This window comes from Sphaerisporangium rhizosphaerae, from assembly GCF_042665155.1.
In the GTDB taxonomy this organism is placed as follows: domain Bacteria; phylum Actinomycetota; class Actinomycetes; order Streptosporangiales; family Streptosporangiaceae; genus Sphaerisporangium; species Sphaerisporangium rhizosphaerae.
Window position 1 is genome coordinate 25,623 of record NZ_JBHTCG010000048.1, and the last position, 25,615, is coordinate 51,237.

Genomic DNA, 25,615 nt, shown 5'->3' on the forward strand with positions numbered 1-25,615 from the left:
GCTGTTGCCCCTGTCCACGGTGGCGGCCCGCAAGCCCGCGGCGACGGCAGGTCCGCCGCGGGCTCGCCCGGTCAGATGTTGCCCGCCCGGGCGAGCAGGGCGCGCCCGGCGACGGCGTAGCTCACGGCGGCGATGACGGCCAGCACGAGCAGGTTCTGCCACGCGGCGGCGAAGCCGAACACCGCCGCGTCGCGCATCCCGTTGATCGCGTACGTCAGCGGGTTGACCACCGACACCCACTGCAGCACGGTCGGCATGCTGTCGACGGTGTAGAGGGAGGGCGCGCTGAAGACCAGCACGAGGAGCGACACGTTCGTGCCCACCATGAAGGTCTGGAAGTCCCTGATCGTGATCGCCGCCGCCAGGTACAGCCCGTTGATCGCGATGGAGGCCAGCGTGAGGGCGGCCAGCAGGCCGGCCCAGCCCTCGGCGCGGAAGGGGAAGTCGAAAATGAGCACGGCGACGCCCAGGGCGACCAGGCTCTGCCCCAGCACCAGCGACACCCCGGCGAGCAGCTTGCCGAGCAGGAACCGCGAGCGGCGCATCGGGTAGGACCACAGCTGCGTCGCGACCCCGCTCAGCTCCTCCTGGAACAGCGCCATGCCCGAGGTGCCCGCGGCGCTGACGACCGACATCGCCAGCACCATGGGGAGCAGGAAGATCGCGAACCGCAGGGGGACGCCCTTGTAGTCGATGACCCCGACGAGGTTGCTCAGCGAGGTGTTGACCAGCAGCAGGTACACCAGCATCGGTGACAGGCTGAGGACCAGGTTCACCCGGTTGCGGGCCAGCAGCGCGTACTCGCGGTAGAGCACCGCGAACAGGTCGGCCGCCTTGGCGGTCGGGGCCGGGGGGACATTGTGGAAGGTCAGCTCGGCGCTCATGTCACCCCTCGTTCTCGGTCATCCGCAGGAAGACCTTCTCCAGCGAGTCCATGGCGGTGGAGACGCCCGAGATGGCGACGCCGGCGTCCTGGCAGTGCCGCGACAGCGCCGGAAGCACGTCCTGTACGCGGGCGCCGTGGACGCGCACCGCCGCGTCCTCGGCCGTGGCCGCGAACCCGGCCGCCTCCGCCCAGGCGGCGACGGCCCGGCCGGCCTCGGGGTCCTCGACGGTCACCAGCATGTGGGTGCTGCCGAACTCCTCGACGAGCTCGCGCGGCTTGGCGAAGCGCAGCACGCGCCCGTGGTCGACGACCATGACGCGCTGGCTGTTGCGCTCCAGCTCGTCGATGTGATGGCTGGTCCACAGCACGGTCGCCCCGTGCTCCTCGCGCAGCCAGGTCACGAACCGCTCGACCTGGTGGCGTCCGGCGACGTCGAGCCCGGCGGAGGGCTCGTCGAGGATCAGCAGCCGGGGGATGGTGATCAGCGCCCGGACGAGCTGCAGCCGCTGCCGCTGGCCGCCCGACAGCTGGAAGCACAGCTGGGACAGGACGTCCTTCAGCCCGAGGAACTCGGCCACCTCCATCGTCCACGGCCGGACCTCGCGCCAGCTCAGGCCGCGGAACCGCGCCGCGATCCGCAGGTTGTCGATCGCGGGGAGCATCATGTCGAACGGGCCGGACTGGTGCATCGCCCCGATGTTGGTCTTGGCGGCGACCGGTTGCCGTGCCGGGTCGGCGTCGAACACCCGGAGCCGGCCGGAGGTGGGGGTGGTGACCCCGCAGATCATCTTGATCAGGGTCGTCTTCCCGGCGCCGTTGGGGCCCAGCAGCCCGATGGTCTCGCCCCGGGCGATCTCGAAGGAGACGCCGTCCACGGCCGGCCTGTCGCGCCGTGGATAGCGCTTGGTCAGGTTCTCGGCCGTCACCACGTCGCTCGACACAGCCATAGCCATCACTCCGCCCTTCGCCGCGGCCGTTCCGGCGCGGCAGACGCGTTCATCGCCCGGCAGCCGGGCGTCGGTCCCTTGGCGGCCTCCGATATGGGCCCGGCCATGGGCTCGGCCATGGGCGCCGCCGAAGGCGCCGCCACGGGCGCGGCCCCGGCCCCGATCCGGCGGCCGGGCCGCCGGATCGGGGCGTGGGGCCGCATCCGCCGGCTAGTTCTCGGCGTTACCCGATCCGGACCAGAGCCCGCAGGCGCACAGCATCGCGGCCTCGAAGCCGTGCTGCGCCGCCTCCGGCCTGTTCCATCCGCCGTCCAGGGAGTGGGCCAGCACCTCGGGCACGAGCCCGGGAACCCGGTTCTTGAGTGAAATGAGCAGATTGGCTTCTTCTTCGGTCAAGGTGGCTAATGCCGCCTCAAGTCCCGGCGCCGGTGAATCGCCCAGGATTCCGGCTTCTCGCAGACTTCGCTGCGGGTCGAAGGCCATGCCTCCCCCTTTCCATCGGGTGCGAATTGGACTGCAGGTGAAGTATGGCCTCGCGCCCCGCGGCCGGCACAACCCCACGAACGTGGGCGTATTCCCCGTTCGACGGTAAGGGAAAAGGGAAACGGTTCCGCGCCACCTCTCCATAGAAGCGGCCCGGGACGCTCTCCGCGGGCCGGTCGGACGGCGCCCGGCGCGGCCCCGGACCTGGGGAATCAACCGGCCGCATGGTTACGCCATACCGATGATTAACCGTGCCCTTCTAGCGTCAAGGCCAGAGGCCCCAGCAGGGCGCCTCGCGGTCAAGGCGATTCGATCCGGGACTTCTTATGAAACATGTTTCCGATGGCCTGATGGACGATCGCGACAGATTGCTGGTCGTCCTGCTGGCCAGTGGGTACACGACGACGAGAATCGCGCGCGAGATGCGCCTGAGCAGGTACACCGTGGCCGAGCGGATCAGCAAGCTGCTCGACCGGTTCGCCTGCAGCAACCGAAGCCAGCTCGTGGCGTATTCCTATGTTCACGAGCTTCTGCGGGTCGGGATCTGGCCGCCGCGCGCCGTCGAGACCGGCCGTCTGGAAACGATTTCCGGGGGCTCGTGAACGTGAATACACCGCGCCGTCCGGCCTTTTATAAGCGCGCCCGCGAGCCGCAGCGATATGCCCACGATCGTGGGGTTGTATCGCCCGTCTCATTCGCGGACATACTCGAGCCACACCCAATTTCCTCCCAATAGAGAGGTGGAGGCATGGCCTTCGACCCGAGGGAAGCGCTGCGCGAGGCCGGAATCCTGGGCGGCCCGGTGCCCGAGGACCTCCAGGGGGCCTTCGCCTCCTTGAGCCAGGAGGAGACCGAGCTGCTGATCTCGCTCAAGAACCGGATTCCCGCGATCCTGCCCGAGGTCCTGGCCCACTCCTTGGAAGGCGGGGAGTGGGCCAGGCCGGAGGCGTCGCAGCACGGCTTCGAGGCCGCGATGCTCTGCGCCTGCGGGCTCTGGTCGGGATCGGGACAGAACTAGCCCGGACGACTCGGCGGTGCGGCTCCGGCGGTCCCGCCTCCGGTGGCCGCACCGCGCCGGAGGAAGGATCGGGGCCGCACCCGCGGTCGCGGACGTGAAGGGAGCCCGGATGCCCGGGAAGCTGGCGGGAAACCGCGCGTTGTTCGACGTGCCGCACGACCTCACCTACTTCGTGAACGGCGCGGACCACCTGGTCGTCAACCCGCAGGCGGGCGGCCGGTGCGTCCTTTCCGCCCGCGAGTTCGCCGTCCTGCGGGCCCTGGCGCGTCCCGGGGCGGACGGGGAGCCGGCGCCGCTGGAGGACTCCGCCGAGACCGAGCGGACCCTCGCCAAGCTCATCTTGAACTGGGTCGTGTACTACAACGGCAACCGCCCGGAGATCAGGATCAGGGAGGCGCCGCTCCGCACGGCCTACTACGCCATCACCGACGGGTGCAACCTGCGGTGCCCCTACTGCTACGCCTCCTCCGAGAAGTGCCTGCCGGGCGAGCTCGACACCGCCGAGTCCCTCGACCTGGTCTCCCAGATCGCCGACTTCGGGGCCGAGGTGCTGATCTTCACCGGCGGCGAGCCGATGCTCCGCAAGGACCTGTTCCAAATCGTGGAGCACGCCAAGTCGCTCGGCCTGAAGTGCAACATCATCAGCAACGCCACGATGATCAGGACGCCCGCCCTGGCGCGGCGGTTCGCCGAGCTCTTCGACGCCGTCACGGTGAGCGTCGACGGCGGCACCGCCGAGTCCCACGACCGCACCCGGGGCGCCGGCTCCTTCGACCGGACCCACCGCGCCCTGCGGCTGCTCAACGACGCCGGCGTGGTGCCGAGGATCAACCACATCGTCACCTCCGACAACGTCGAGGAGCTGGAGCAGTTCGCGACGTTCATGGACGGCCTGGAGGTGCACAGCATCCGGCTGATGTACCACAACAAACTCGGCCGCGGGACCGGCGACGACTACGACTTCGGCTGGGAGGACCACCTGAGGATCCAGCAGATCGCCTGGACCTCGCCGGTCGCCGGCAAGCTCAAGCCGGACGGGCCGCGCATCGTGACCCCGTGCTCGGTCAAGGGCAACTGCGGCATGGGCGGCAACGAGATCTACATCAACTCCCTCGGCGACGTCTACCCGTGCAAGCTCATCACCGGGCGTGCGGAGTTCGCCGGAAACGTCCGGCAGCGGCCGCTCTCGGAGATCTTCGCCAGTCCCGTCCTCGGGGGGATGCGCAGGAGCACGGTGTTCGGCGGCGACTACCACTCCGACTGCGCGAAGTGCTACATCAAGGCCTCCTGCGGCGGAGGCTGCCGCGCCGCCCACATGTCGGAGTCGGGCGACCTGCGGCGCAACAGCCGCCACCTGTGCCGGATCCTGCGGCACGGCGTGGTCACCCAGCTCTGGCAGGAGGCCGGGGTCGGCCGCGCCGAACTGGCCGCGAACGACCTGGAGATGACCACGCCACGCCTGGTCGCCGGCGACGACGTCCACCCGGTCTTCGACGACTGGAAGGGCTACGTGCCCGTCTCGCCCGGGGCCGTCAAGGTGGGCGAGCTGCTTTCCATCACACCGGTGTAGAGGAGGTGGAGTGTGACACTCCAGATCAGTGAAGCGGTGGTGTGGCAGGAGACCGCGGACGGCGTCTCGCTGTACCACACCGAGACCGGGGACTTCCGTACCCTGAACGAGACGGGCTCCCGCATCTGGATGCTCGTCGCGAGCGACGGCGAGCGCGAGCCGGTGGTCTCCAAGCTGTCGGGCGAGTTCGCCGGCGGCAACACCGGGATGCTGAGGCGCATCCTGGTGGACGTGCACGAGTTCATCGGCTCCATGATCGAGAACGGCCTGATCGAAGAGCGCCTGTCGTGAGCCGCCCGGCCGCGGCGGCGCGCGGCACCCCGGCCTGGATCGCCGCCCGGTCCCCCGTCCGCTCCCCCGTCGGGGACCACGTCGCGGTCCCTGTCGCGGACCACGTCGCGGACTACGCCGAGGACCCTGTCGCGGACCACGTCATGGACCCTGTCGCGGACCACGTCGGGGATCACGTCGGGGATCACGTCCGGTCCGCCGCGCCGACTCCCGTTCCATGACCACCGCGGTGGTCCTCGGCGGGGGCTTCGCGGGAGTGCTGACCGCCGCCGTGCTCGCCCGGCACGCCGGCGAGGTCATCCTGGTCGAGAGCGACCACTACCCCAGCGGCCCCGGCCCCCGGCGCGGACTGCCGCAGGCCCACCACACCCACGTGCTGGTCACCGGCGGCGCGCGGGCATTGCGGGCGCTGCTCCCCGGGACGCTGGAGGAGCTGTACGCCCGGGGCGCGCACCGCCGGAGCCTGCCCGGCGAGGCGCTGATCCTCACCGCCGAGGGGTGGTACCGGCGCCACCACACCGAGTCCTACCTCATCTCGTGCAGCCGGGCGCTGCTGGACCACGTGGTGCGGCGGCGGGCGCTGGCCGGAGGCGCCATCCGCGTCCTTGCGGGCACGCAGGCGCTCGGGCTGACCGGCGACGCCACCCGGGTCACCGGGGTGCGCGTCCGGCGCGAGGGCGCCGCGGCCGAGACGATCAGGGCGGACCTGGTGGTCGACGCGACCGGGCGCAGGTCCAGCGCCCCGCGGTGGCTGGCCGAGCTCGGCGCGCCGCCGGTCGAGGAGGAGACGGTGGCCTCGGGCCTGGCCTACTCGACGCGGCTCTACCACGCCCCGGCCGACCCCGCCGCTCCCGCCGACCCCGCCGCCCGCACCGCCGCGATGCCGGCGATCGTCCTGCACCCCCGCCCGACCCCGGGACGGCCGGACCAGGGGGCGACGCTCTACCCCATCGAGGGCGGCCGGTGGATCGTGACCCTGACCGGCACCCGGGGCGGCGAGCCGCCGACCGGCGAGCGGGAGTTCGCCGATTTCGCGCGCTCGCTGCGCAGCCCGATCGTGGCCGAACTCATGGCGGTGGCCGAGCCCGCCGGCCCCGTCCGGCCCTACCGCGACACGGCCAACCGGCGGCGGTTCTACGAGCGCGCGGCCCTGCCCGACGGCTTCCTCGCGATCGGCGACGCGGTCACCGCGGTCAACCCGATCCACTCGCACGGGATGTCGGTCGCCGCGCTCAGCGCCCTCCGGCTGGACGCGGAGCTGGCCCGGCGCGGAATCGGGCCGTCGGTCTGCCGGGAGGCACAGGCCGCCGTGGCGGCGGAGGCGGACCGGTCATGGCGGATGGCGGCCGGACAGGACGCCCGGCACACCGGCCCCGGCCGAGAAGCGACGGCGTTCGAGCGCCAGGTCGGCGCCCTCATGGCGCGGGCGGCGCTGGACAGCCCCGAGCTCGCCGCCGCGTTCTTCCGCGCCCACACCCTGATCGAGGCGGACGCGGACCCCTCTCCGCCGTCCCGCCCGGCGATGGGCAGGCCGCAGACCCCGCTCACCGCCGAGCAGGCGATCGCGCAGTACCCCGGGCTGGCCGGATTGCGGCGGTCCGGAGCCGCGCCCGCACGGCCTGGGCGCCCGCCGGCCTCCGGCCGCGGCCAGGACGTGCCGTCGGCCGGCGACCACGTGAGCATCGTGTGAACCGTGCCGTGTGAACAAACGGTGCGAACCGTGTGAACCTGTGAACCGTGTGATGGGAGAGGACCACATGAGCCCCGAGACCGCCGCGGGCATCCCCCGTGACCTGCTGTTCGGCAATCCGGTGTACGTGGCGCCCGTGATCTCCCCCGACGGGACCCTCCTGCGCCATCTCGCGCCCGACGAAGGCGTGATGAACGTGTGGGTCGGCCCGGCGGACGCCCCGGACCAGGCGAAGCCCGTGACCCGCGACCGGGGGCGGGGCATCCGGGCCTGCGGCTTCTGCCACGACGACCGCACCCTGTTCTACCTACGCGACCAGGACGGCGACGAGAGCTGGCGGCTGTACCTGGTCGACCTCGGCACCGGCGAGGAGCGTTGCGTCACGCCGTTCGACGGCGTCCAGGCCCGCGTCCTGGCGCACAACCGGTGGCACCCGGGCACGATGCTGGTCGGGCTGAACAAGGATCGGCGCGACCTGCACGACGTCTATCGGCTGGACCTGGCCACCGGCGGGCTCACCAAGATCGCGACGAACCCGGGCTACCTGACCTGGGAGATCGACACCGGCCTGCGGATCCGCGGCGGCACCGCGATGAACCCCGACGGAAGCTCCACCATCCACCTGGCCGGTCCCGGCGGGGGCGAGGCGGCGCCCTGGCTCGACGTGCCGCGCGAGGACGCCATGGGCACCCACATCGCCGGGTACTCCCGCGACGGGCGGACCTTCTACCTGCTGTCGTCGGTCGGGGCCAACGCCTCACGCCTGTTCGCGGTGGACGCCGCGACCGGGCGGCGAACCGTACTCGCCGGCGATCCGGTGTACGACGTCAGGCGGGTCGAGATGGACCCGGCGACGCGCGTGCCGCAGGCGGTGGTGCTGGGCAAGGACCGCGAGGAACGGGTGTTCCTCGACGAGGACTACGCCAAGGCGATCGACCGGATCCGCGGCGAGCTCGCGCTGCTCGGCGTCGACGGCGAGATCTCCGTCGACCGCTCCGACCGCGCCGACCGGCGCTGGACGGTCACCGTGGTGTCCGCCGACCGGCCGGTCGGGTTCTACCTGTTCGACCGGGCCGACGGCCGCCTGCGCTTCCTGTCCGACCACCAGCCGGGCCTGGCGCGCCACCGGCTGTCCGCCATGGAGCCGTTCGTGTTCGCCGCACGCGACGGGGTCGAGGTTCACGGCTACGTGACCTGGCCGGCCGGCGCCGCGCGGCAGGGGCTGCCCGCCGTGGTGAACGTGCACGGCGGGCCGTGGGCGCGCAACTCGTGGGGGTTCGACGAGGAGGCGCAGTGGCTGGCCGACCGGGGCTACGCCTGCGTCCAGGTGAACTTCCGCGGCTCGTCCGGGTACGGTAAGGACTTCCTGAACCTGGGCGCCAAGCAGTGGGGCGGGGCGATGCACACCGACCTGCTCGACGCGGTCGGCCATCTGGCCGCCGGCGGCTCCATCGACGCCTCCCGGATCGCGATCATGGGCTGCTCCTACGGAGGGTACGCCGCGCTGGCCGGGGCCGCGTTCACCCCCGAGGCGTTCGCCTGCGCGGTCGACCTGTGCGGCCCGTCGAACCTGCTGACCCTGCTGGCAGGAGGGGCCGCCTACATGCGGCCGCTCATGTCCTTCATGCACGCCAACGTGGGCGATCCCGCGACCGAGCGCGAGATGCTCTGGGAGCGTTCCCCCCTGTCGCGGGCGGGCGACATCGCCATCCCCGTACTGGTGGCGCAGGGGGCCAACGACGTGCGCGTGCCGCGCGAGGAGGCCGAGCAGATCGTCGCCGCGCTGCGGGCCAACGGCGTGCCGCACGAGTACCTGCTGTTCCAGGGCGAGGGCCACGGACTGGGCAGGCCGGAGAACCGCGAGACCTACTACGCCGCCGTGGAGCGCTTCCTGGCCCGCCATCTGGCATAGGCGGACCCACGGGGCCCACACACCCACGACCGGCCGACCACCGGGACGCCGAGCCGGCAGGCCGATCTACCGCATCTTCTCCTTCCGGGCGCCCGGACCGCCGATCCGGAGGGCGGCCGATCCGGAGGGCGTCCGGCGGCCGGCGTGGGCCCGCAGGCGTGCGGCCCCGGTCCACGGTGCCGGTCCACGGTGCCGGTCCACAGTGCTCGTCCACGATGCCCGGAGGCGGGCGGGAGGCCGGTAGAGTCCTGGCGTGGAGCGAGAAGGCGTGGCCGGGCTGCTCGCCGGCGCGGGGGTGGACGCCAGGCGCCATCGCAGGGCGCTGGCGCTGCTGTGCGAGGGCGGGTGGTGGACGCTCGCCGACCTGGTCCGGGCCACCGCCACCTCCCGGCGCGGCGTCGAGGCGCTGCTGCGGGTGGCGTCGCCCGAACGGTCCGGCGAGCGGTTCCGCCTGGCCCCCGGGCAGATCCGCGATCTGCGCGCCCTGCTCGACGACGACCCCGCCGCGGCCACGCCCGTCGTGCCTCGCCCCACCGCGGCCACGCCCGTGGTGCCCCACCCCGGCGCCGGGTCCTCACCGGCGGGCCTCGGGCCGGCCGATCCGGTGGGACATCTGCTTCCCGGGTACGGGCAGGTGGTCGAGCGGCTGGAGAAGCTGGTCGCGGCGGCTCCCCGGGGGCGGCACGTGCTGGACCACGTGGCCGCGACGCCGGAGACGGTCGTGCGCAGGGCGCTGCTGCTCGGGGCGAGGTTCTGGCTGCCGGGGGCGCGGCTGCTGTGCGTGGGCGACCACGACCTGACCTCGCTGGCGGTCAAGATGATCCATCCCGGCACGGAGGTCACGGTCGCCGACGTCGACGAGCGCATCCTGGCCTACATCGACGAGCAGGCGCAGGCCCTGGGCTTCACCGTCCGCACCCTCTGGGCCGATCTGCGGCTCGGCCTGCCCCCGGCGGCCCGCGGCCAGGCCGACCTCGCGCTCACCGACCCGCCCTACACTCCCGAGGGCGTCGGGCTGTTCGTCGCCCGGGCGGTCGAAGGGCTGCGCGAACCGGAGGAGGGGCGCGTGCTGCTCGCCTACGGCGCGAGCGAGCGCACCCCGATGCTGGCGCTGAAGGTGCAGAACTCCCTGCACGAGCTGAACCTCTGCTACGAGGCCGTCTACCCCGACTTCAACCGCTACTTCGGCGCGGAGGCCATCGGCTCGGCCGCCGACCTGTACATCCTGCGCCCCACCACCAAGACCCGGCCCGCCGTCGCCGCCCGGGTCGACCGCTACGGCACCGGCATCTACACCCAGGGCCCCCAGTCGGTCGAGTCCCGCCCGGCCGCCGCCGGAGCGGCCGATCCCGGTCCCGGCTTCGAGCCGGGTGTGCTCGTCGGTGACTGGCCGAAGGACGTGCTCCCCGGCACGCCGCGTGCCCGCCTGGCCACCTGGCTGGCCAAGCCGTACGCCGCCGCTCACGACCGCGCCGCCGTCTTCGTGCCGGCCGGCCTGGAGGCCGCGCTCCCCCGCCTCCTGCTGGCCACCCGCGCCGGCCACGTGCGGGTCCGGCTGGCCGAGCCGCCGCGCGATCTCGACGCGCTGGCGGAGCCGCTGTCCCCGGTCTACCGGCTGACCGCCGGCGGCGCCGTCCTGGACGCCGTGCGGGTGGACCCGCCCGCGGACGCGACGGGACGCCTGCTGCGCGCCATCCTGGACAACGCGCACGGCAAGCTCGCCAACACCTGGCGCGAGGGGCTGATCCGCGCACGTCCCGAGCTGACCAAGAGGCAGGCCAGAGCGGTCATCGGCGAAGCCGCCCCGTGGGCCGGCGAGGTGAGCGCCCTCGAACTGCCCCTCCACCGCCTGCGCGACCTGCGCCCGGCCGTGGCCGCCTCACTCGGCGCCCCCGTCCCCGTCTGATCCCCCCGTGCCCGCCTGATCACCTCGTGCCCGCCGGGGCGCGTACGCGCCGGGCCGATCGTGCCCCGGGCCGTGCGCGCGGCCCGGGCGCCGATGGGGTGGACGCGGCGGCGGTCAGGTGACCTCGCGCTTGGGCGGTGACCAGGTGTCGCAGGCGCCCGCGCGGGCGGAGCGGTAGCCCTTTTGCAGCCAGCGCAGCTGTGTCGGCATGGCGCCGTGGTCCTGGACCGCGCGGTCGGAGATCGTGCCCTGGTAGATGGAGCGGAACAGCGGCCAGGAGGGCATCGACCGGCGCAGGGCCCCGATGCCGACGCCCGCGAAGCACTCGGCCTGCAGCTCAAGGCGCCTGTTCACCGTGTCCCGCTTGGCGAGCGAGCCGGCGTCGTCGTAGGCCTCGCCCATGTAGTCGGAGATGTAGGCCATGTTCTGGACGTGGTGGCCGTACTCGTGGGCGACCACCTCGGCCAGGTCCGCGGCGGCCGCCGGGTGCAGGTCGTACCGCTCGACGATCACGTAGAAGGTCCGGGTCTGGTCGCAGTAGGTGCCCTTGGCCCCCTTGGCGGGCATCAGCCCGCAGTCGCGGTCGCGGACGCGGTGCCGGACGAAGCGGCGCGGGGGCAGCGTGTAGTAGATCCTCGCCAGCGCGAACTGCCGCGCCCAGACCCGGTCCAGGCAGGAGGCGACCGCCTCCATGTACTTTTCGGCCGACGGCCACCGGCCCGCTCGGATCGCCGGGACGCGGCACCCGCCCCGCGCCTTGGCGACGGCGTACAGCGGGTTGCCCACCGCGGCGATCCGGCCGCGTGGGGGCAGGATCGTCTCCGACTCCCGCTTCTCGGCCCGCGCGAGAGGCACCCGGGCGGGCGCGGCGGCCACCGTCACCACCGCGGCCGGCCCCGCGATCGCCCTCGCCGTCCCGGCCTCCGTCCCTGGCGCCGTTCCGGACTCCGTCCCCGGCCGCCCGGCCAGGATCACCGCCCCCGTCCCCGTCACCGGCGCGGGAGCGGGGGTGGGGGAAGGCGCGGGCGCGGGCATCGGTGCGGCGGCGGGGACGGTCTCCGGCGGCCGGGCGGAAGCGGGTACGGGCGGGCACGCCGGCACCGCCTGCCCTGCGTCGGCCGCCAGCAGGACGCACGCGACCAGCAGCGGGAGGAGACGGCGCATGATCGCGAAGTTTAAGCGCCGTTTATTACGAAATGGCGGTCAGCATTACCGATATAACGAGATAGCGCCGTCCACCGGGGCGAGCGTACGAGCTCGCTCAGTCGCGGGCCATCGCCTCGAGGGTCTCGATCATGTGCTCGCGCAGTTCGGTGAGCCGCACGTCCAGGATCAGCGAGGCGATGCCGGGATTGTTCTTGATCATCTCGCGCAGGCCGCTGTACCCGGGGCCGTGGACGAAGCTGTGCCGCACGACCGTCTGGCCGGGCTCGTCGCCCGGCACCAGCTCGTAGTGCCAGCGCGACGAGGGACGCTCGGGGTCGCCCTCAGGGTCGAGCACGAGCCACCCGAACGTGTGGTTCTCCTCCACCTCGGTCACCACGCAGGTCACCGTCCAGACGCGGTCCTCGCGGCGGTTGGTGCCCTGGAACCGGGTGCCCTCGCGCACCTCGGCGTCCGCGGGGTCCACCCAGGCCCCGTGCTCGCACTCGGGACTGAAGTCCCCGATGCGCGGGACCGCCGTGATCCTGTCCCACAGATGCTCCGGTGAGGCGTCCACGGTGACCTCCAGGTCCACCCGCGCGCCCGTGACGCCGTAGTCCTCCATTGCCGACCTCCGCATACCCGTCCTGGCCATCGGTCCGGTGCCCACCTCGCGATGAGGTTCCCTCGAACAACTATCGTGCGCAAGGGGGCCGGACGTTGCGGTGCGGCCGGTGCATAGGGGTACAAGTGGGGTGACCCCGCGCGCTCGGGGCGGGATCAGAGATCGGGGGCCGCGCCGTCCATCATGGGGCGCACCTCGACGCCGGTGTAACGGGCGTCCGGGATGAGGGCGGCGAGCTCGACCGCGCGCTCCCTGTCAGGGCATTCGACGAGGTAGTAGCCGCAGAGGTGCTCCTCGGCCACGGCGTAGGGCCCGTCGGTCGCGTGGACGGCGCCCTGGCGGACCCGGACGGCGGCGCCGGTGGAGGGGTCGGCCAGCGCCTCGGTGCGGATCATCTCCCCCGACTCGGTGACCATCGCGACGAAGCGTTCGTGACCGGCGAAGATCTCCCGGCGCTCACGCTCCGGCAGCGCGTCCCAGGTGACGGGGTTCATGTAGATCATCAGCATGTACTTCACGGGCGCGCTCTCCTCGGCCCGGCGCCTCCCATGGGCGCCTCACACCGGGGGGTCGGAGCCGCCGCGGCGTTCTCGACATCCGGGAGCGCTTCTCGCGCCGCCGGGTCAGGTGGGATCGTCGGCCGAGGGGCCGGTCGCCAGGGGGTTGCAGGTGCGCAGCTCCCAGTGGCTGATGGCCGGGTCGCTCAGGACCTGGGCCACCGTGGCCTGGATCTGGTCGCTGGTGGTGTCGTCCGCGGTGTCGACCCGAATGACGATCTCGCCGTTCGCCTGCCGGAGGTCTTTACGCCATTTGTCGGGCAGCAGGGCCAATATCCGGATGCCGTCTATGGGGGAATTGGCCGAAGGCTGCGACGTGGCGGCGCGGTGCATCGTCAGCTCGACCAGCATCGTCACCCGTCCCTCGTTCAGTCCCAGGTGGTGCCCGGGATTCCGGTGATACAGCGGCCTATGCCGCCGGTACCGCCGATGCTACCCGAGAGGGCGGACACGACGATCGAGATCGTCCGTTTCGCCGGGAATGACGGTGTCTGCATTTCCTTTTCCATTTCCGAAGGACGCGCAATTCGTCCGCGTGCAAATGATCGGGGATTCGACCACCGCGACCGGCGAACCGGCTCGCGTGCCCCGCCGCCGGACGGGCGGATGTACGGGCGGATGGACGGCGGCGACGCGGCGGGCACCGCCCACTCACGTCCCGCCGCCCCCGCGCCGCGGCCCGCCGTCCCCGCGCGTACGGCCGCCGTTCCGGGCGGCCCCGCCGCGGCCGGCCGGGTCAGGCGAAGAGCTTGGCCAGCCAGTCCTGCCAGGCCTGCTCGACCTTCCTCGGGTCGGCCTTGTCGGCGAAGATGTGATGTCCCACCACGACCGTGTCGTGCTGGCCCCGGATGAACCGGTACAACCCATCACCGGTCCGCACTCCCAGGAAGTCCGGCGCCACATAATCGGCCACCCCCTCGATCGGCGCGAAGCCCTCCGGCGTCAACCGCACCCGATCGCCCTGAACGACCTTCCCCGACAATCCCAGACCACGCTCCAGCACCGACCACACCGGCTCCACCCCGCCGCCACCCGGCCGCGCCGCGAACACCACCAGCGCGAACTGACCGGGAAAATGCGTCAGATACTGGTCCAGCGTGTGCAGATACATGTCCCAGCCGCGCTCCAACGCCTCCACCTCCGCCTGCCATCCATCACCCAGAACACCGGTCTGCGCCAGCCGCAGCACCGTGCTCTCCTGTCCTTCGCCTTCAAGGAGGAACTCGAAGGCCATGTAGGTGCCGTCCTCGCCCTCGGCGCCGCGGAAGGCGAAGCGGCGCCCCGGCTCCCACGCCGTCACCGTCGCCTCCACCGGGAAGTCACCGAAGAACTGCACCGCCTTGCCGCCCACCCACGGCTCGACCTCATTGCGGCCCAGGAACCAGGAGTTCAACCCCGGCCCGCTGGCCACCGCCTCCCACACCTGCTCGGCGCTCGCCCGCAGCTCGATCTTCTTGCGCACTTCGAACGGATGCGTCATCACGACTCCCCTGACCCTCGATGCCTTATCGCCGTGCCCGTCGCCCCGGTGTCGGGGGCCGCGTTCCGGCCATGGCTCTACGGTCGCACCGAACACTTTTTTTGTCAAGACTACGATAGTTGTCGGCTGATGGACATACGGAAAGACCGGCCCGCCCGTACGGCGAACCGGTCTCTACCAGCGGCTTTCTAGGCGGACTCGCGCACCACCAGCTCGGTGGGCAGCACCACGGGGTCGGCCTCACCGCCTTCGAGCAGGCGCAGCAACAGGCGCACCATGGCCGCCGCCTGCTCGCGGAAGGGCTGACGGACCGTCGTCAGCGGCGGCTCGGTGTAGCGGGCGGCCTCGATGTCGTCGAACCCGACGACCGCCACGTCGTCCGGCACCCGGCGGCCCGCCTGCCGCAGCGCCTGCAGCGCCCCGATGGCCATCAGGTCGTTGGCGACGAACACCGCGTCCAGCGCCGGGTCATCCTCCAGCAGTTGCCGCATGGCCACCGCCCCCGACTCGCGGGTGAAGTCGCCGATCGCCACGATCGAGCGCCGGTCGGACCCGTGCAGCACCGACCGGTAGCCCGCCAGGCGGTCCTGACCGGCGATCATGTCGGGCGGCCCCGCGATCGTGGCGATGCGCCGCCGCCCGCGTTCGAGCAGGTGGCGCACGGCCGTCTCGGCGCCGCCCACGTTGTCGTCGTCGACGTAGGGCAGGTTGACGTTGACGGCGGGCCGGCCGTAGGACACCGCGGGGACCCTCATGCGGGTGATCGCCGCCGGCAGCGGGTCGGCGCCGTGCATGGAGATCAGCATGACGCCGTCCACGTGCCCGCCGGTCAGATAGCGCTCCACCCGGGCGTGGCTCGTCGGAGTGCCCGCCAGCATCAGCAGCACCTGCTTGTCCGCGGCCTCCAGCTCGGCGCTCGCCGAGCGGATGACCGTGGAGAACATCGGGTCGTCGGAGAACACCCTGGTCGGCGGCTCGGACACCACCAGCGCGATCGAATCGGTCCGCTGGGTGACCAGACTGCGCGCCGCGAGGTTCGGGACGTAGCCCATCTCCTCTACGGCGCGCATCACCGCGTCGCGGAGCTCGGCGGTGACGGTCGTCCCCCCGTTGACCACCCGGGAGACCGTGGCGCGGGAGACCCCCGCCCGTGCCGCCACGGCCTCGAGAGTAGGTCGTCTCATACCTGTGTCCTCCAACGATGCTCGTCTACGTCGACTCCCTGACCACCAGCTCGTTCTGCATGATGACAGGCTTTCCGCGCTCTCCGTCCAGCAGCCCGAGCAACAGCCGCGCCGCGGCCGCCGCCTGGTCGCCCATCGGGCTGCGCACGGTGGTCAGCGGCGGCGCGGTGTACATGGCGGCCTCGATGTCGTCGAAGCCCACGACCGCCACGTCGTCGGGCACTCTGCGCCCGGCCTCCCGCAGGGCGTGCAGGGCGCCGATGGCCATCAGGTCGTTGGCCGCGAACACCGCGTCCAGCGCCGGGTCGTCCTCCAGCAGCTGCCGCATCCCCTGCGCGCCGGAGACGCGGGTGAAGTCCCCGATGGCGACGTTCGACCGGCGCCCGCTCTCGCGCAGGGTCTCCCGGTAGCCGGCCAGCCGGTCCTGGGAGGGGATCATGTCCAGCGGGCCGGTGATCGTGGCGACCCGGCGGCGCCCGCGCGACAGCAGGTGGCCGGCCGCGAGCGAGGCGCCGCCCACGTTGTCGTTGTCCGCGTACGCGACCCCCGGCGCGGTCCTGCCGAACGAGACCATGGGCACGCCCATGCGCGCCAGCGCCCCCGGCAGCGGGTCGGGCCCGTGCATCGGGACCAGCAGCAGCCCCGCCGCGTGCCCGGCCGCGATGAACCGCTCGATCCGCGCCCGGCTCTCCTTCGACCCCGCCAGCATCAGCGTGACCTGCTTGCCGGCGTCCTCCAGGACGCGGCTCACGGTGCGGACCACCGTGGAGAACATCGGGTCGTCGGACACCACACCTTGGGGCGGATCGGACACGATCACCGCGACCGTGTCGGTGCTCTGGGTCGCGAGGCTCCGGGCCGCGCCGTTGGGCACGTACCCGAGCTCGCGCACGGCGCGCAGCACCTGGTCGCGGATCGCGGGCGTGACCGAGGTCTCGCCGTTGACCACCCGGGACACGCTCGACTTCGACACCCCGGCCCGTGCCGCCACCGCCTCCAAGGTGGGTCGTCTCATGCCGGTCCGTTCTCCCGGATGACCTCGCGGTAGTAGATGCCGCTGTCCTTGACCAGCCGCCGCTGGGTGGCGAAGTCGACGTGCACGATGCCGAACCTGCGGTCGTACCCCTCGGCCCACTCGAAGTTGTCCAGCAGCGACCACACCAGGTACCCGCGCACGTCCGCGCCCCCCTCGATGGCGGCGTGCACGGCGCGCAGGTGCGCGTCGATGTAGGCGGTGCGCTCGGCGTCGTGCACCCGGTCCCCGGACGCGCCCGCGGTCACCACGTCCTCGAAGGCGGCCCCGTTCTCGGTCACCATCAGCGCCGTCCCGGGGTAGTCGTGCGAGAGCTGGAGCAGCAGGCGCGACAGGGTCTCAGGGACGATCGGCCATCCCATGGCCGTCTTGGGCGCCTCCACGCCGGGGAAGGCGATGTCCTCGCTGCCGGGCCAGGCGGCGTCGGCCGGCTCGCCTCGCTTGGACCGCACCACACAGGGGTTGTAGTAGTTGACCCCGATGACGTCGGTCGGCTGGTGGGCCTCCTTGAGATCGCCGTCGTGGATGTGGCCGGTGCCCCCGTGCCGCTCCAGGATCTCCAGCATCTCGGCCGGGTACTCTCCGAGCAGCACCGGGTCGAGGATCTGCCGGTGCAGCATCGCGTTCGCGCGGGTGACCGCCTCGGCGTCGGCCTCCGACACCGGGGCGCCCGGGTCGAGCATCCCCTCGGGCGTCACCACCAGCGAGGAGTTGACGACCAGCATGATCTCCCGCGCGCCCGCCGAGCGGAGCGCCTGCGTGGCCAGCCCGTGGGCGAGCACGAAGTGGTGCGAGGCCAGCAGCGCCGAACGCGCGTCCGTGCGCCCGGGCGCGTGCACGCCGTTGCCGTAGCCGAGGAACGCCTGCACCCACGGCTCGTTGAGCGTCGTCCAGTGCCGCACGCGGTCGCCGAGGCGCGCGTGCACCACCTCGGCGTACTCGGCCAGCCGGTGGGCGGTGTCGCGCGAGGTCCAGCCGCCGCGGTCCTCCAGCGCCTGCGGAAGGTCCCAGTGGTACAGGGTCACGTACGGGGTGATCCCGGCCGCGACCAGCTCGTCCACCAGCCGGTCGTAGAAGTCCAGCCCCCGCGTGTTGACGGGCCCCGCGCCGTCGGGCTGCACCCGCGGCCAGGACACCGAGAAGCGGTAGGCGCCGAGGCCCAGGTCGGCCATCAGCCGGACGTCCTCGGCGTAGCGGTGGTAGTGGTCGCACGCCACGTCGCCGGTGTGCCCGGAGGCCACCTTGCCCGGGGTGCGGGAGAAGGTGTCCCAGACCGACGGCCCGCGGCCGTCGTCCCTGACCGCCCCCTCGATCTGGTAGGCCGCCGTCGCGGCGCCCCACACGAACCCTTCCGGGAAGACCGCCCGCCCCTGCGTCGAATGCGAAGCCAGGGTCCCCCGACTGGTCACGGTCATGATCATCCTTTCACGGCGCCTTGCATGATTCCGCCGATTATCTGTTTGCCGAGCAGGGCGAAGACGATGACCAGCGGCAGGGTGCCGAGCGCGGTGCCGGTCAGGCTGAGCGCGTAGTCGCTGATGTAACCCGCCGCCAGCGTGGAGAGCGCGACCTGCACGGTCGGGTTCTCCGGGGTGAGCACAATGAGGGGCCAGAAGTAGTCGTTCCAGGCCGACATGAACGTGAGCATGCCCAGCACGGCCGCCGCGGGCCGGGCGGCGGGGAGCACCACGTGCCAGAACAGGCCCCAGGTGGTGCAGCCGTCCACACGTCCCGCCTCCAGCAGTTCGGTCGGCAGGGCCCGCGACAGGTACTGCGTCATGAAGAAGACGCCGAAGGCGTTGGTCAGCGCGGGGACGATGAGCGCGTACATGCTGCCGGTCCACTCGAGCTTCACCATCAGCAGGTACAGCGGGATGATGCCGAGCTGGGTCGGCACCATCATCGTCGCCACGGTGAGCAGCAGCAGGATCTTGCTGCCGCGGAAGCGCAGCTTGGCGAAGGCGAAGCCCGCCAGGGTGGAGAAGAACATCACCGACAGCGCGATCGAGCCGGCGACCAGCACGGAGTTGAGCAGCGCCAGGGCGAACGGGACGGTGTCGAAGACGCGGCCGATGTTGGCGAGCAGGTTGCCGCCGGGCAGCAGCGGCGGGGGCACGTCGGCCAGCGCGGCGTTGTCGCGGGAGGCCACCACGACGCTGTAGTAGAGCGGGAGCGCCGAGAAGAAGGCCACCGCGATCAGCGTGAGGTAGATCAGGGTGCGGGCGGTGCCCGCCGTGCGCGGCATCACGTCAGGTTCCCCCTCGTCCGGCGGGTCAGCAGGTAGTTCACGGCCGCGATGACGACGATGAAGAGGAACATCATCCAGGACACGGCGGAGGCGTAACCGAAGTCGAGCTTGACGAAGTTCTCGTAGATGAACAGCGACAGCGTCTGGTACTGCCGGTCGGGGCCGCCCGTGGGGCTGTAGACGCCGAACAGCAGCGGCTCGGCGATGACCTGCATGGCGCCGATCGTGGAGGTGATGACCACGAAGACGATGGTCGGCCGGATCATCGGCACGGTGATCTTGCGGAGCTGGGTCAGGCCGCCGGCTCCGTCGATGGTGGCGGCCTCGTACAGCTCGCGCGGCACGGCCTGCATCGCGGCCAGGAACAGGAGCGCGTTGTAGCCGGTCCACCGCCACATGATCATGACGGAGATGGCGATGTGGGAGGTGGCGGTCCCGGCGTTCCAGTCGATGGCGCCGGCGCCGACCCACGACAGCACCCAGTTGATCAGCCCGTAGTCGCGGCCGAAGAGCTGGCTGAAGATGACGACGACGGCGACGACGCTGGTGACGTTGGGCAGCAGCAGCGTGACGCGGAACAGCGTCTGGGAGCGCAGCGGCCGGTTGAGCAGGTGGGCCAGCCAGATGGCCAGCAGGAGCTGCGGGACCGTGGAGATCACGCCGATGGACAGCGTGTTGAAGGTGGCGTTCCAGAAGTAGTCGTCGCCGAGGAGAGTGGTGAAGTTGTCCAGGCCGATGAACTCGTGGACGTCGGACAGCAGCGTCCACTCGTGCAGGCTCACCCAGGCGGTGTAGGCCAGCGGGAACAGCCCGAAGGCGCAGAACAGCAGGAAGAACGGGGCGACGTAGGCGTAGGGGGACGCCTTGACGTCCAGCCGGTGGGCGAGGTGGCGCCGGTGGGCGCGCGGACGGGACCGCACGGGCGCGGGGGGCGGTGTCGCCGCCAGGTTGTCGGGGGCACGGGTGGCCATGGCAGCTCCTTTCGGCAGGCCATCGGGTCCGGCGGCCGGGCCGCGCCGCCGGGGGCGCCCGGCCGGGGTGGACGGCCGGCGGCGCCGCCGGGGCGGGCACGACTACCAGGGGACCTCGCGGATCGGCGGCCGGCCCGCTGGTGCCGGGCCGGCCACGCGTCGCGGGTTACTTGATCCGGTCGAGGTCCTTGACGGCCTGCGCCCACGCGTCCTGCGGCGACTGCTTGCCCTGTTCGATGCGCTGGAGGGCGTTGCCGAAGGCGGTCAGGACGTCACTGGCCTTGGGGCCGACGTGCTGGGGCCTGAGCGCCTTGGCCGCGTCGGTGAAGATCTTGCCGGTGGGGGCGTCGTTGAAGAAGTCGTTCTTGAACCCGGTGATCGTCGGGTCGTCGTAGAGCGCGGGGATCGAGGGCAGCGCGCCCGCGTCGGTGAACAGCTTGAGCTGGGCGTCCTTGCTGGTGAGCAGGTCGATCAGCTCGGCGGCCTCCTTGGGGTGCTTGCCCTGCTTGGGGGCCATGAGGTGGGTGCCGCCCTGGTTGCCGCCGCCACCGCCGGGCACCGCGGCGACGTCCCATTTGCCGGCCGTGGTGGGCGCGGCGTCCTTGATGCTGCCGGTCTTCCAGGACGGGCAGATGATGGTGGCGAACGAGCCCTTGGTCAGGCCGGTGTTCCACGGAGGGCTGAAGGCGGCGAGCTTGGCCGACTCGTCGGCCTGGATCATCTGGGCGTTCAGGTCGAACGCCTTCTTGACGTCGGGGTTGGTGGCGGCGATCAGGTTGTTCTGCTCGTCGTAGAAGCCGACGGGCGCCTGGTCGACCATGGCGCGGAAGTTCTCGCCGGGACCGTCGAACCACTTGGCGCCGGAGACCTTGGCGGCGACGAACTTCTTGCCCGCCTCCATGTAGGCCTCCCAGGTGGGCCAGAGCTTGGAGACCTCGTCGCGGTCGGTGGGCAGGCCGGCCTTCTTGAACAGGTCGGTGCGGTAGCACATGGCCAGGCCGCCGACGTCGGTGCCGAGGCCGAGCAGCTTGCCGCCGTCGGCGGACAGCCCCTGCTTCCACTTCCAGTCCAGGTAGTCGGACTGGCGCTTGCCCAGGCCGTACTCGTTGAGGTCGTAGAACCTGTCGGCGAGCGGGGTGAAGGTGGCGATGTAGCCGGCCTCGACGGCCTCGACGTCGGCGGCTCCCGAGCCGGTGGCGACCTGCGTGGTGAGGTTCTTGTGGTGGTCGTTGAACTGGGAGCGGCGTTCGATGATCTCGACGTTCGGGTGCGTCTTCTTGAACTCCTCGTACAGCGGCGCGAAGTGGAAGTCGCTGAACAGCGCGACGGTCAGCTTGATCTTCTCGGCCGGCTGGGCGGCACCGGAGGAGGCGCCGGCGCCCGCGCCGTCACCTCCGCCGCCGCCGCAGGCGGTGACACTGACGGCCAGCACCGCGGCGAGCAGAGGGGTGACCATCCCGGGGCGGAACTTGCCCATAGACCCTCCTGGGGGGCGAATTGTGGATCTTGGAGGGAGCGCTCCCCGAGAAGCGTCACGCCGCCCCCACGTCCGTGTCAACGGGTTCACCGGTAACGATCGCCGTGATGTGCACAAGTGGAGCGACGACGACACAAGAAAGCGCTCTCTAAGATCAACGCGAGTATTCGCAGGTAGGAGCCGGTGTCATATTGACACCGCCCGATGACTGAGAGCGCTCTCAGCGCGATTCTCCGGGCGTTTCGCGGGTGATCGGCAGGTTTCCTTCGTGTTAACGGGCCACTTGACAGCTCTTCACACGAAGCGCAGTCTCGGCTTCCAGGGAGCGCTCCCCGAACCCCCCACGCCATCCCGAGGAGACGCCGTGAGATTGCCCCGCGGCCCGAGCCGTTGTCGCTCGGGCCTGCTGTTCGCCACCGTGGCCGCCGTGATCACCTCCTGTCTCACCCTGGTCCCGGCCGCGGCCGCCGCCCCGCTCGCCGCGTGCGGCACCGACAACGCCGCCCGAGGGCGGCCGGTCACCGCGTCGTCCGCCGAGAACATCGCCTTCCCCGCCGCCTCCGCGGTCGACGGCGACCCCGGCACCCGCTGGTCCAGCGCGTTCAGCGACCCGCAGTGGATCCAGGTCGACCTCGGCTCGGCCAAGGAGATCTGCGGCGTCACCCTCGCCTGGGAGGCCGCCTACGGCCGGGCGTTCCAGATCCAGACCTCCTCCGACGCCGCCGCCTGGACCCCGATCTACACCACGACCACCGGCGCCGGTGGCACGCAGAACCTCGCGGTGACCGGCACCGGGCGCTACCTGCGGGTGTACGGCACGCAGCGCGCCACGCAGTACGGCTACTCGCTGTGGGAGCTGGCCGTCCAGACCGGCTCGGGGACCACCACCCCCACGCCGACACCGACACCGACGCCGAGCGACCCCGGGGGCGACAGGCTGCTGTCGTACGGCAGGCCGGGCGTGGCCTCCACCACCCAGGACGACGTCAACTGCGGCGGCTGCGTCGCCTCCAGGGCGTTCGACCGCGACCCGGCGACGCGGTGGGCGACCAGCTCCACCACCGGATGGGTCGACCCCGGCTGGATCTACGTGGACCTCGGCGCGACCGCGCAGATCCACAAGGTGATCCTGCAGTGGGACCCGGCCTACGCGAAGGCGTTCCAGATCCAGACCTCGCCCGACGCGGTCACCTGGACCCCGATCTACACGACGACCACCGGCACCGGCTTCAAGCAGACCCTGACGGTGAACGGCACCGGCCGCTACGTGCGCATGTACGGCACGCAGCGCGCCACGGCCTACGGCTACTCGCTGTGGGAGTTCCAGGTCTGGGGCACCGGCGGCGCGCCGATCACCCCGCCGCCGCTGCCGTCCGACCCGCGCAACCCTCCGCAGCTGGTGTGGAGCGACGAGTTCAACGGCGCGGCCGGCAGCAGGCCCGACCCCGCCAAGTGGACCACCGACACCGGCACCGGCCCGAACAACGAGCTGGAGTACTACACCAACAACAACAACGCCTCCATGGACGGCGCGGGCAGCCTCGTGATGGAGGCCCGCAAGGAGGTCACCGCGGGATCGTCCTGCCCGGGCGGCACCTGCCAGTACACCTCGCACCGGATGAACACCGGCGGCAGATTCACCTTCACCTACGGCCGCGTCGAGGCCCGGATCAAGGTGCCGAAGGGCAACGGCCTGTGGCCGGCGTTCTGGATGATGGGCGCCGACTTCCTCACCGGCCGCCCCTGGCCGTACAACGGTGAGGTCGACATCATGGAGGTCCTCGGCAAGGACACCAAGACCGCCTACTCGACGCTGCACGCTCCCGCCTACAACGGCGGCGGTGGCTACGGCTCGCCGTACACCCTGACCGGCGGGGCTGACTTCTCCGACGACTTCCACATATGGGCCGCCAACTGGGACAGCAAGGGCATCGTGTTCACCCTCGACGGCCGGACGGTCTTCACCGCCGACAAGGCGACGGTCGAGGCGACCCGCGGGCCGTGGGTCTACGACCACCCCTTCTACATCATCCTCAACCTCGCCGTGGGCGGCGACTGGCCCGGTCCGCCGGACGCCACCACCGGGTTCCCCAAGCGGATGCTCGTGGACTACGTCCGCGTGTACCAGTGACCGGGTGACGCGGCCCCTCCCCTCCGGCGGCCCTCCTGTCCGGAGGGGAGGTCATCACCGCGATATGTCCTCAATGGCGTCCTGTGACCATCGAGCGACATCTCATCGCTACCCTCCCGGCCATGAGTTCCAGAATCGGCCGGGTCCTGGCCGCCGCCGCCACCGCGGCGGTGGCCGCCGGCCTGCTCGCCTCCCCCGCGCCCGCCTCAGCCTCCGGCGGCCACACGGTGAAGGTCACCGTGATGGCCACCTCCGACATCCACGGCAACGCCCTTAACTGGGACTACTACAAGAACGCCGAGTACGACGACAGCGCGCACAACGACGTCGGGCTGGCCAAGGTCTCCACCCTGGTCGGTCAGATCCGCGCCGACCGCGGCGCCGGCCACACGCTGCTGTTCGACTCCGGCGACACCATCCAGGGCACTCCGCTCGACTACTACTACGCCAAGGTCGAGCCGATCACCGAGACCGGCCGGACCCATCCGATGGCCAAGGCCATGAACGCCATCGGGTACGACGCCGTGACGCTCGGCAACCACGAGTTCAACTACGGGCTCCCCCTGCTGGCCACCTGGGTCAAGCAGATGAGGGCGCCCGTGCTCGGCGCCAACGCCGTCTCGGCCAAGACGGGCCTGCCGGCGTACCGGCCGTTCGTCATCAAGACGATGAAGGTCAAGGGCGACAAGCCGATCAAGGTCGGCGTGCTCGGCCTCACCAACCCGGGCATCGCCATCTGGGACAAGGCCAACGTCGAGGGCAAGCTGAAGTTCCTGGACCTGGTCGCCACCGCCAAGAAATGGGTGCCGGTGATCCGCGGCCTCGGCGCCGACGTCGTCATGGTCACCGCGCACGCCGGCGACAACGGCCTGTCCTCCTACGGCACCGACCTGCCGGTCGAGAACGCCGCGGCCATGGTCGCCGAGCAGGTGCCCGGCATCGACGCCGTCCTGTTCGGCCACGCCCACAACGACGTCCCGCAGAGGTTCGTCACCAACGCGGTGACCGGGCAACAGGTGCTGCTGACCGAGCCGGGCAAGTGGGGCCAGCGCCTGTCGGTCGTCGACTTCACCCTGGCCAAGCAGAAGGGCCGCTGGACCGTCGCCGGCAAGTCCTCCACCACGGTCAACACCAACACCGTGGCCGAGGACCCGAAGATCGTCGCCCTGATGAAGGACCAGCACGACAAGACGGTCGGCTACGTCAACCAGGTGATCGCCCAGTCCAAGGAGCAACTGTCGGCGGCCGAGTCGCCGTACAAGGACACCCCGATCCTGGACTACATCCAGAAGGTGCAGACCGACCTGGTGAGCAAGGCCATCGCCGGGACGCCGGACGCCTCGCTGCCGGTGCTGTCGATCGCCGCGCCGTTCAGCCGCACCGCCGTCTTCCCGGCCGGCCCGGTGAGCGTGCGCGACATGGCCGGCCTGTACGTCTACGACAACACGCTGTTCGGGGTGAAGCTCACCGGCGCCCAGATCAAGGACTACCTGGAGTACTCCGCCAAGTACTTCGCCCAGGTGGCCCCCGGCGCGCCGGTCGACGTGGCCACGCTGACCAACGCGGGCGGCACTCCGGACTACAACTACGACCAGCTCTCGGGCGTCACCTACGACATCGACATCTCCCAGCCGGTCGGGCAGCGCATCGTCGGCCTGTCCTACCAGGGCACCCCGGTGACCGCGGACCAGCAGTTCGTGGTCGCCGTCAACAACTACCGGCAGTCGGGCGGCGGCGGCTTCCCGCACGTCGCGACGGCCCCGGTCGTCTACAACGCCCAGGTGGAGATCCGCCAGGCCCTGATCGAATACGCCACCGCCTCCGGCACCATCGACCCCGCCACCTTCGCCACCCCCAACTGGAAACTCACCCGCGCGGGCGTCCCGGTCTTCTAGTGTCCCGCGCCTGAAATTCGTCCCAAATATTTAGCGAGTGGTTCGAGGATCTCCTCGGCGGTCTTGGTCCATACGAAGGGTTTGGGGTTCTGGTTCCAGTGGGCGATCCAGGCGCGGATGTCCTTTTCCAGGGACTGGACGCTCTTGTGGACTCCGCGGCGGATGAGC

Annotated in this window: 23 protein-coding genes; 9 read left to right on the forward strand and 14 right to left on the reverse strand. The window is 71.3% G+C overall.

What is annotated here, in order from left to right:
- Window positions 1-71: 71 nt before the first annotated feature.
- The 3 genes from ACFQSB_RS37590 to ACFQSB_RS37600 form a co-directional block, all read right to left on the reverse strand.
- Window positions 72-884, reverse strand: a complete 813-nt coding sequence (locus ACFQSB_RS37590; protein ID WP_354848815.1) for an ABC transporter permease — start codon at window positions 882-884, stop codon at window positions 72-74.
- A 1-nt stretch (window position 885) separates the two neighbouring features.
- Window positions 886-1,833: an ABC transporter ATP-binding protein gene (locus ACFQSB_RS37595; RefSeq protein ID WP_354921029.1), complete on the reverse strand. Its 948-nt coding sequence runs from the start codon at window positions 1,831-1,833 to the stop codon at window positions 886-888.
- 210 nt (window positions 1,834-2,043) lie between these two features.
- A complete protein-coding gene (locus tag ACFQSB_RS37600; RefSeq protein ID WP_354848821.1) occupies window positions 2,044-2,316 on the reverse strand; it encodes a StsA-related sactipeptide RiPP in 273 nt (90 codons plus the stop codon).
- A gap of 350 nt (window positions 2,317-2,666) precedes the next feature.
- On the opposite strand from ACFQSB_RS37600, the gene ACFQSB_RS37605 reads away from it, so the two are divergent.
- The 7 genes from ACFQSB_RS37605 to ACFQSB_RS37635 all read left to right on the forward strand — a co-directional run bounded on the left by ACFQSB_RS37605 (window position 2,667) and on the right by ACFQSB_RS37635 (window position 10,703).
- Window positions 2,667-2,918, forward strand: a complete 252-nt coding sequence (locus ACFQSB_RS37605) for a LuxR C-terminal-related transcriptional regulator (RefSeq protein WP_380831920.1) — start codon at window positions 2,667-2,669, stop codon at window positions 2,916-2,918.
- 146 nt (window positions 2,919-3,064) lie between these two features.
- The gene (locus ACFQSB_RS37610) at window positions 3,065-3,334 is read left to right on the forward strand and encodes a StsA-related sactipeptide RiPP (RefSeq protein ID WP_380831922.1); all 270 of its coding nucleotides are present in this window, start codon (window positions 3,065-3,067) and stop codon (window positions 3,332-3,334) included.
- A gap of 109 nt (window positions 3,335-3,443) precedes the next feature.
- Window positions 3,444-4,904 (forward strand): StsB family radical SAM/SPASM domain sactipeptide maturase, encoded by a 1,461-nt coding sequence (gene stsB / locus ACFQSB_RS37615; RefSeq protein WP_354921035.1) that lies wholly within the window; start codon window positions 3,444-3,446, stop codon window positions 4,902-4,904.
- A gap of 12 nt (window positions 4,905-4,916) precedes the next feature.
- Entirely contained in the window at window positions 4,917-5,195 is a 279-nt protein-coding gene (locus ACFQSB_RS37620) for a PqqD family protein (RefSeq protein WP_354848832.1), read from the forward strand.
- Window positions 5,196-5,412: 217 nt separating this feature from the next.
- Window positions 5,413-6,885 carry an NAD(P)/FAD-dependent oxidoreductase gene (locus ACFQSB_RS37625; protein WP_380831923.1) on the forward strand — a complete coding sequence of 491 codons (1,473 nt, stop codon included), beginning with the start codon at window positions 5,413-5,415 and terminating at the stop codon, window positions 6,883-6,885.
- A 67-nt stretch (window positions 6,886-6,952) separates the two neighbouring features.
- Window positions 6,953-8,797 carry a S9 family peptidase gene (locus ACFQSB_RS37630; RefSeq protein ID WP_380831924.1) on the forward strand — a complete coding sequence of 615 codons (1,845 nt, stop codon included), beginning with the start codon at window positions 6,953-6,955 and terminating at the stop codon, window positions 8,795-8,797.
- Between the two features lie 253 nt (window positions 8,798-9,050).
- Entirely contained in the window at window positions 9,051-10,703 is a 1,653-nt protein-coding gene (locus ACFQSB_RS37635; RefSeq protein ID WP_380831926.1) for a bis-aminopropyl spermidine synthase family protein, read from the forward strand.
- 114 nt (window positions 10,704-10,817) lie between these two features.
- Here ACFQSB_RS37635 and ACFQSB_RS37640 read toward each other — a convergent pair whose 3' ends face one another.
- The 11 genes from ACFQSB_RS37640 to ACFQSB_RS37690 form a co-directional block, all read right to left on the reverse strand.
- Window positions 10,818-11,867 carry a neutral zinc metallopeptidase gene (locus ACFQSB_RS37640; protein WP_380831928.1) on the reverse strand — a complete coding sequence of 350 codons (1,050 nt, stop codon included), beginning with the start codon at window positions 11,865-11,867 and terminating at the stop codon, window positions 10,818-10,820.
- 97 nt (window positions 11,868-11,964) lie between these two features.
- Entirely contained in the window at window positions 11,965-12,471 is a 507-nt protein-coding gene (locus ACFQSB_RS37645; RefSeq protein WP_354848846.1) for an SRPBCC family protein, read from the reverse strand.
- A 155-nt stretch (window positions 12,472-12,626) separates the two neighbouring features.
- On the reverse strand, window positions 12,627-12,980 hold the full coding sequence (locus tag ACFQSB_RS37650) for a YciI family protein (RefSeq protein ID WP_380831947.1): 354 nt from the start codon (window positions 12,978-12,980) through the stop codon (window positions 12,627-12,629).
- Window positions 12,981-13,094: 114 nt separating this feature from the next.
- A complete protein-coding gene (locus ACFQSB_RS37655) occupies window positions 13,095-13,379 on the reverse strand; it encodes a hypothetical protein (RefSeq protein ID WP_354921415.1) in 285 nt (94 codons plus the stop codon).
- A gap of 385 nt (window positions 13,380-13,764) precedes the next feature.
- Window positions 13,765-14,508 (reverse strand): SRPBCC family protein, encoded by a 744-nt coding sequence (locus ACFQSB_RS37660; RefSeq protein ID WP_380831930.1) that lies wholly within the window; start codon window positions 14,506-14,508, stop codon window positions 13,765-13,767.
- A gap of 188 nt (window positions 14,509-14,696) precedes the next feature.
- Entirely contained in the window at window positions 14,697-15,692 is a 996-nt protein-coding gene (locus tag ACFQSB_RS37665) for a LacI family DNA-binding transcriptional regulator (RefSeq protein ID WP_354848852.1), read from the reverse strand.
- A 25-nt stretch (window positions 15,693-15,717) separates the two neighbouring features.
- On the reverse strand, window positions 15,718-16,707 hold the full coding sequence (locus tag ACFQSB_RS37670) for a LacI family DNA-binding transcriptional regulator (RefSeq protein WP_380831932.1): 990 nt from the start codon (window positions 16,705-16,707) through the stop codon (window positions 15,718-15,720).
- Window positions 16,704-18,140 (reverse strand): GH1 family beta-glucosidase, encoded by a 1,437-nt coding sequence (locus ACFQSB_RS37675; protein WP_380831934.1) that lies wholly within the window; start codon window positions 18,138-18,140, stop codon window positions 16,704-16,706. Before ACFQSB_RS37675 ends, ACFQSB_RS37670 begins: the two co-directional genes overlap by 4 nt.
- A 2-nt stretch (window positions 18,141-18,142) precedes the next feature.
- Entirely contained in the window at window positions 18,143-18,970 is an 828-nt protein-coding gene (locus ACFQSB_RS37680) for a carbohydrate ABC transporter permease (protein ID WP_380831936.1), read from the reverse strand.
- Window positions 18,970-19,944, reverse strand: a complete 975-nt coding sequence (locus ACFQSB_RS37685; protein WP_380831938.1) for a carbohydrate ABC transporter permease — start codon at window positions 19,942-19,944, stop codon at window positions 18,970-18,972. Before ACFQSB_RS37685 ends, ACFQSB_RS37680 begins: the two co-directional genes overlap by 1 nt.
- A gap of 166 nt (window positions 19,945-20,110) precedes the next feature.
- Window positions 20,111-21,421: an ABC transporter substrate-binding protein gene (locus ACFQSB_RS37690; protein WP_380831940.1), complete on the reverse strand. Its 1,311-nt coding sequence runs from the start codon at window positions 21,419-21,421 to the stop codon at window positions 20,111-20,113.
- 364 nt (window positions 21,422-21,785) lie between these two features.
- Here ACFQSB_RS37690 and ACFQSB_RS37695 point away from each other — a divergent pair, with 364 nt between their 5' ends.
- Both ACFQSB_RS37695 and ACFQSB_RS37700 read left to right on the forward strand, forming a co-directional pair.
- Window positions 21,786-23,552: a discoidin domain-containing protein gene (locus ACFQSB_RS37695; protein ID WP_380831942.1), complete on the forward strand. Its 1,767-nt coding sequence runs from the start codon at window positions 21,786-21,788 to the stop codon at window positions 23,550-23,552.
- A gap of 122 nt (window positions 23,553-23,674) precedes the next feature.
- A complete protein-coding gene (locus tag ACFQSB_RS37700) occupies window positions 23,675-25,447 on the forward strand; it encodes a bifunctional metallophosphatase/5'-nucleotidase (protein ID WP_380831944.1) in 1,773 nt (590 codons plus the stop codon).
- Window positions 25,448-25,615 lie beyond the last annotated feature (168 nt).

Coding starts and splice junctions, on each gene's coding strand:
- ACFQSB_RS37610 (WP_380831922.1), top strand. CDS start 3,065: ATGGCCTTCGACCCGAGGGAAGCGCTGCGCGAGGCCGGAATCCTGGGC.
- ACFQSB_RS37655 (WP_354921415.1), bottom strand. CDS start 13,379: ATGCTGGTCGAGCTGACGATGCACCGCGCCGCCACGTCGCAGCCTTCG.
- ACFQSB_RS37605 (WP_380831920.1), top strand. CDS start 2,667: ATGGACGATCGCGACAGATTGCTGGTCGTCCTGCTGGCCAGTGGGTAC.
- ACFQSB_RS37600 (WP_354848821.1), bottom strand. CDS start 2,316: ATGGCCTTCGACCCGCAGCGAAGTCTGCGAGAAGCCGGAATCCTGGGC.
- ACFQSB_RS37625 (WP_380831923.1), top strand. CDS start 5,413: ATGACCACCGCGGTGGTCCTCGGCGGGGGCTTCGCGGGAGTGCTGACC.
- ACFQSB_RS37675 (WP_380831934.1), bottom strand. CDS start 18,140: ATGACCGTGACCAGTCGGGGGACCCTGGCTTCGCATTCGACGCAGGGG.
- ACFQSB_RS37595 (WP_354921029.1), bottom strand. CDS start 1,833: ATGGCTGTGTCGAGCGACGTGGTGACGGCCGAGAACCTGACCAAGCGC.
- ACFQSB_RS37680 (WP_380831936.1), bottom strand. CDS start 18,970: ATGCCGCGCACGGCGGGCACCGCCCGCACCCTGATCTACCTCACGCTG.
- ACFQSB_RS37630 (WP_380831924.1), top strand. CDS start 6,953: ATGAGCCCCGAGACCGCCGCGGGCATCCCCCGTGACCTGCTGTTCGGC.
- ACFQSB_RS37700 (WP_380831944.1), top strand. CDS start 23,675: ATGAGTTCCAGAATCGGCCGGGTCCTGGCCGCCGCCGCCACCGCGGCG.
- ACFQSB_RS37665 (WP_354848852.1), bottom strand. CDS start 15,692: ATGAGACGACCTACTCTCGAGGCCGTGGCGGCACGGGCGGGGGTCTCC.
- ACFQSB_RS37670 (WP_380831932.1), bottom strand. CDS start 16,707: ATGAGACGACCCACCTTGGAGGCGGTGGCGGCACGGGCCGGGGTGTCG.
- ACFQSB_RS37640 (WP_380831928.1), bottom strand. CDS start 11,867: ATGCGCCGTCTCCTCCCGCTGCTGGTCGCGTGCGTCCTGCTGGCGGCC.
- stsB (WP_354921035.1), top strand. CDS start 3,444: ATGCCCGGGAAGCTGGCGGGAAACCGCGCGTTGTTCGACGTGCCGCAC.
- ACFQSB_RS37685 (WP_380831938.1), bottom strand. CDS start 19,944: ATGGCCACCCGTGCCCCCGACAACCTGGCGGCGACACCGCCCCCCGCG.
- ACFQSB_RS37590 (WP_354848815.1), bottom strand. CDS start 884: ATGAGCGCCGAGCTGACCTTCCACAATGTCCCCCCGGCCCCGACCGCC.
- ACFQSB_RS37645 (WP_354848846.1), bottom strand. CDS start 12,471: ATGGAGGACTACGGCGTCACGGGCGCGCGGGTGGACCTGGAGGTCACC.
- ACFQSB_RS37650 (WP_380831947.1), bottom strand. CDS start 12,980: ATGCTGATGATCTACATGAACCCCGTCACCTGGGACGCGCTGCCGGAG.
- ACFQSB_RS37660 (WP_380831930.1), bottom strand. CDS start 14,508: ATGACGCATCCGTTCGAAGTGCGCAAGAAGATCGAGCTGCGGGCGAGC.
- ACFQSB_RS37690 (WP_380831940.1), bottom strand. CDS start 21,421: ATGGGCAAGTTCCGCCCCGGGATGGTCACCCCTCTGCTCGCCGCGGTG.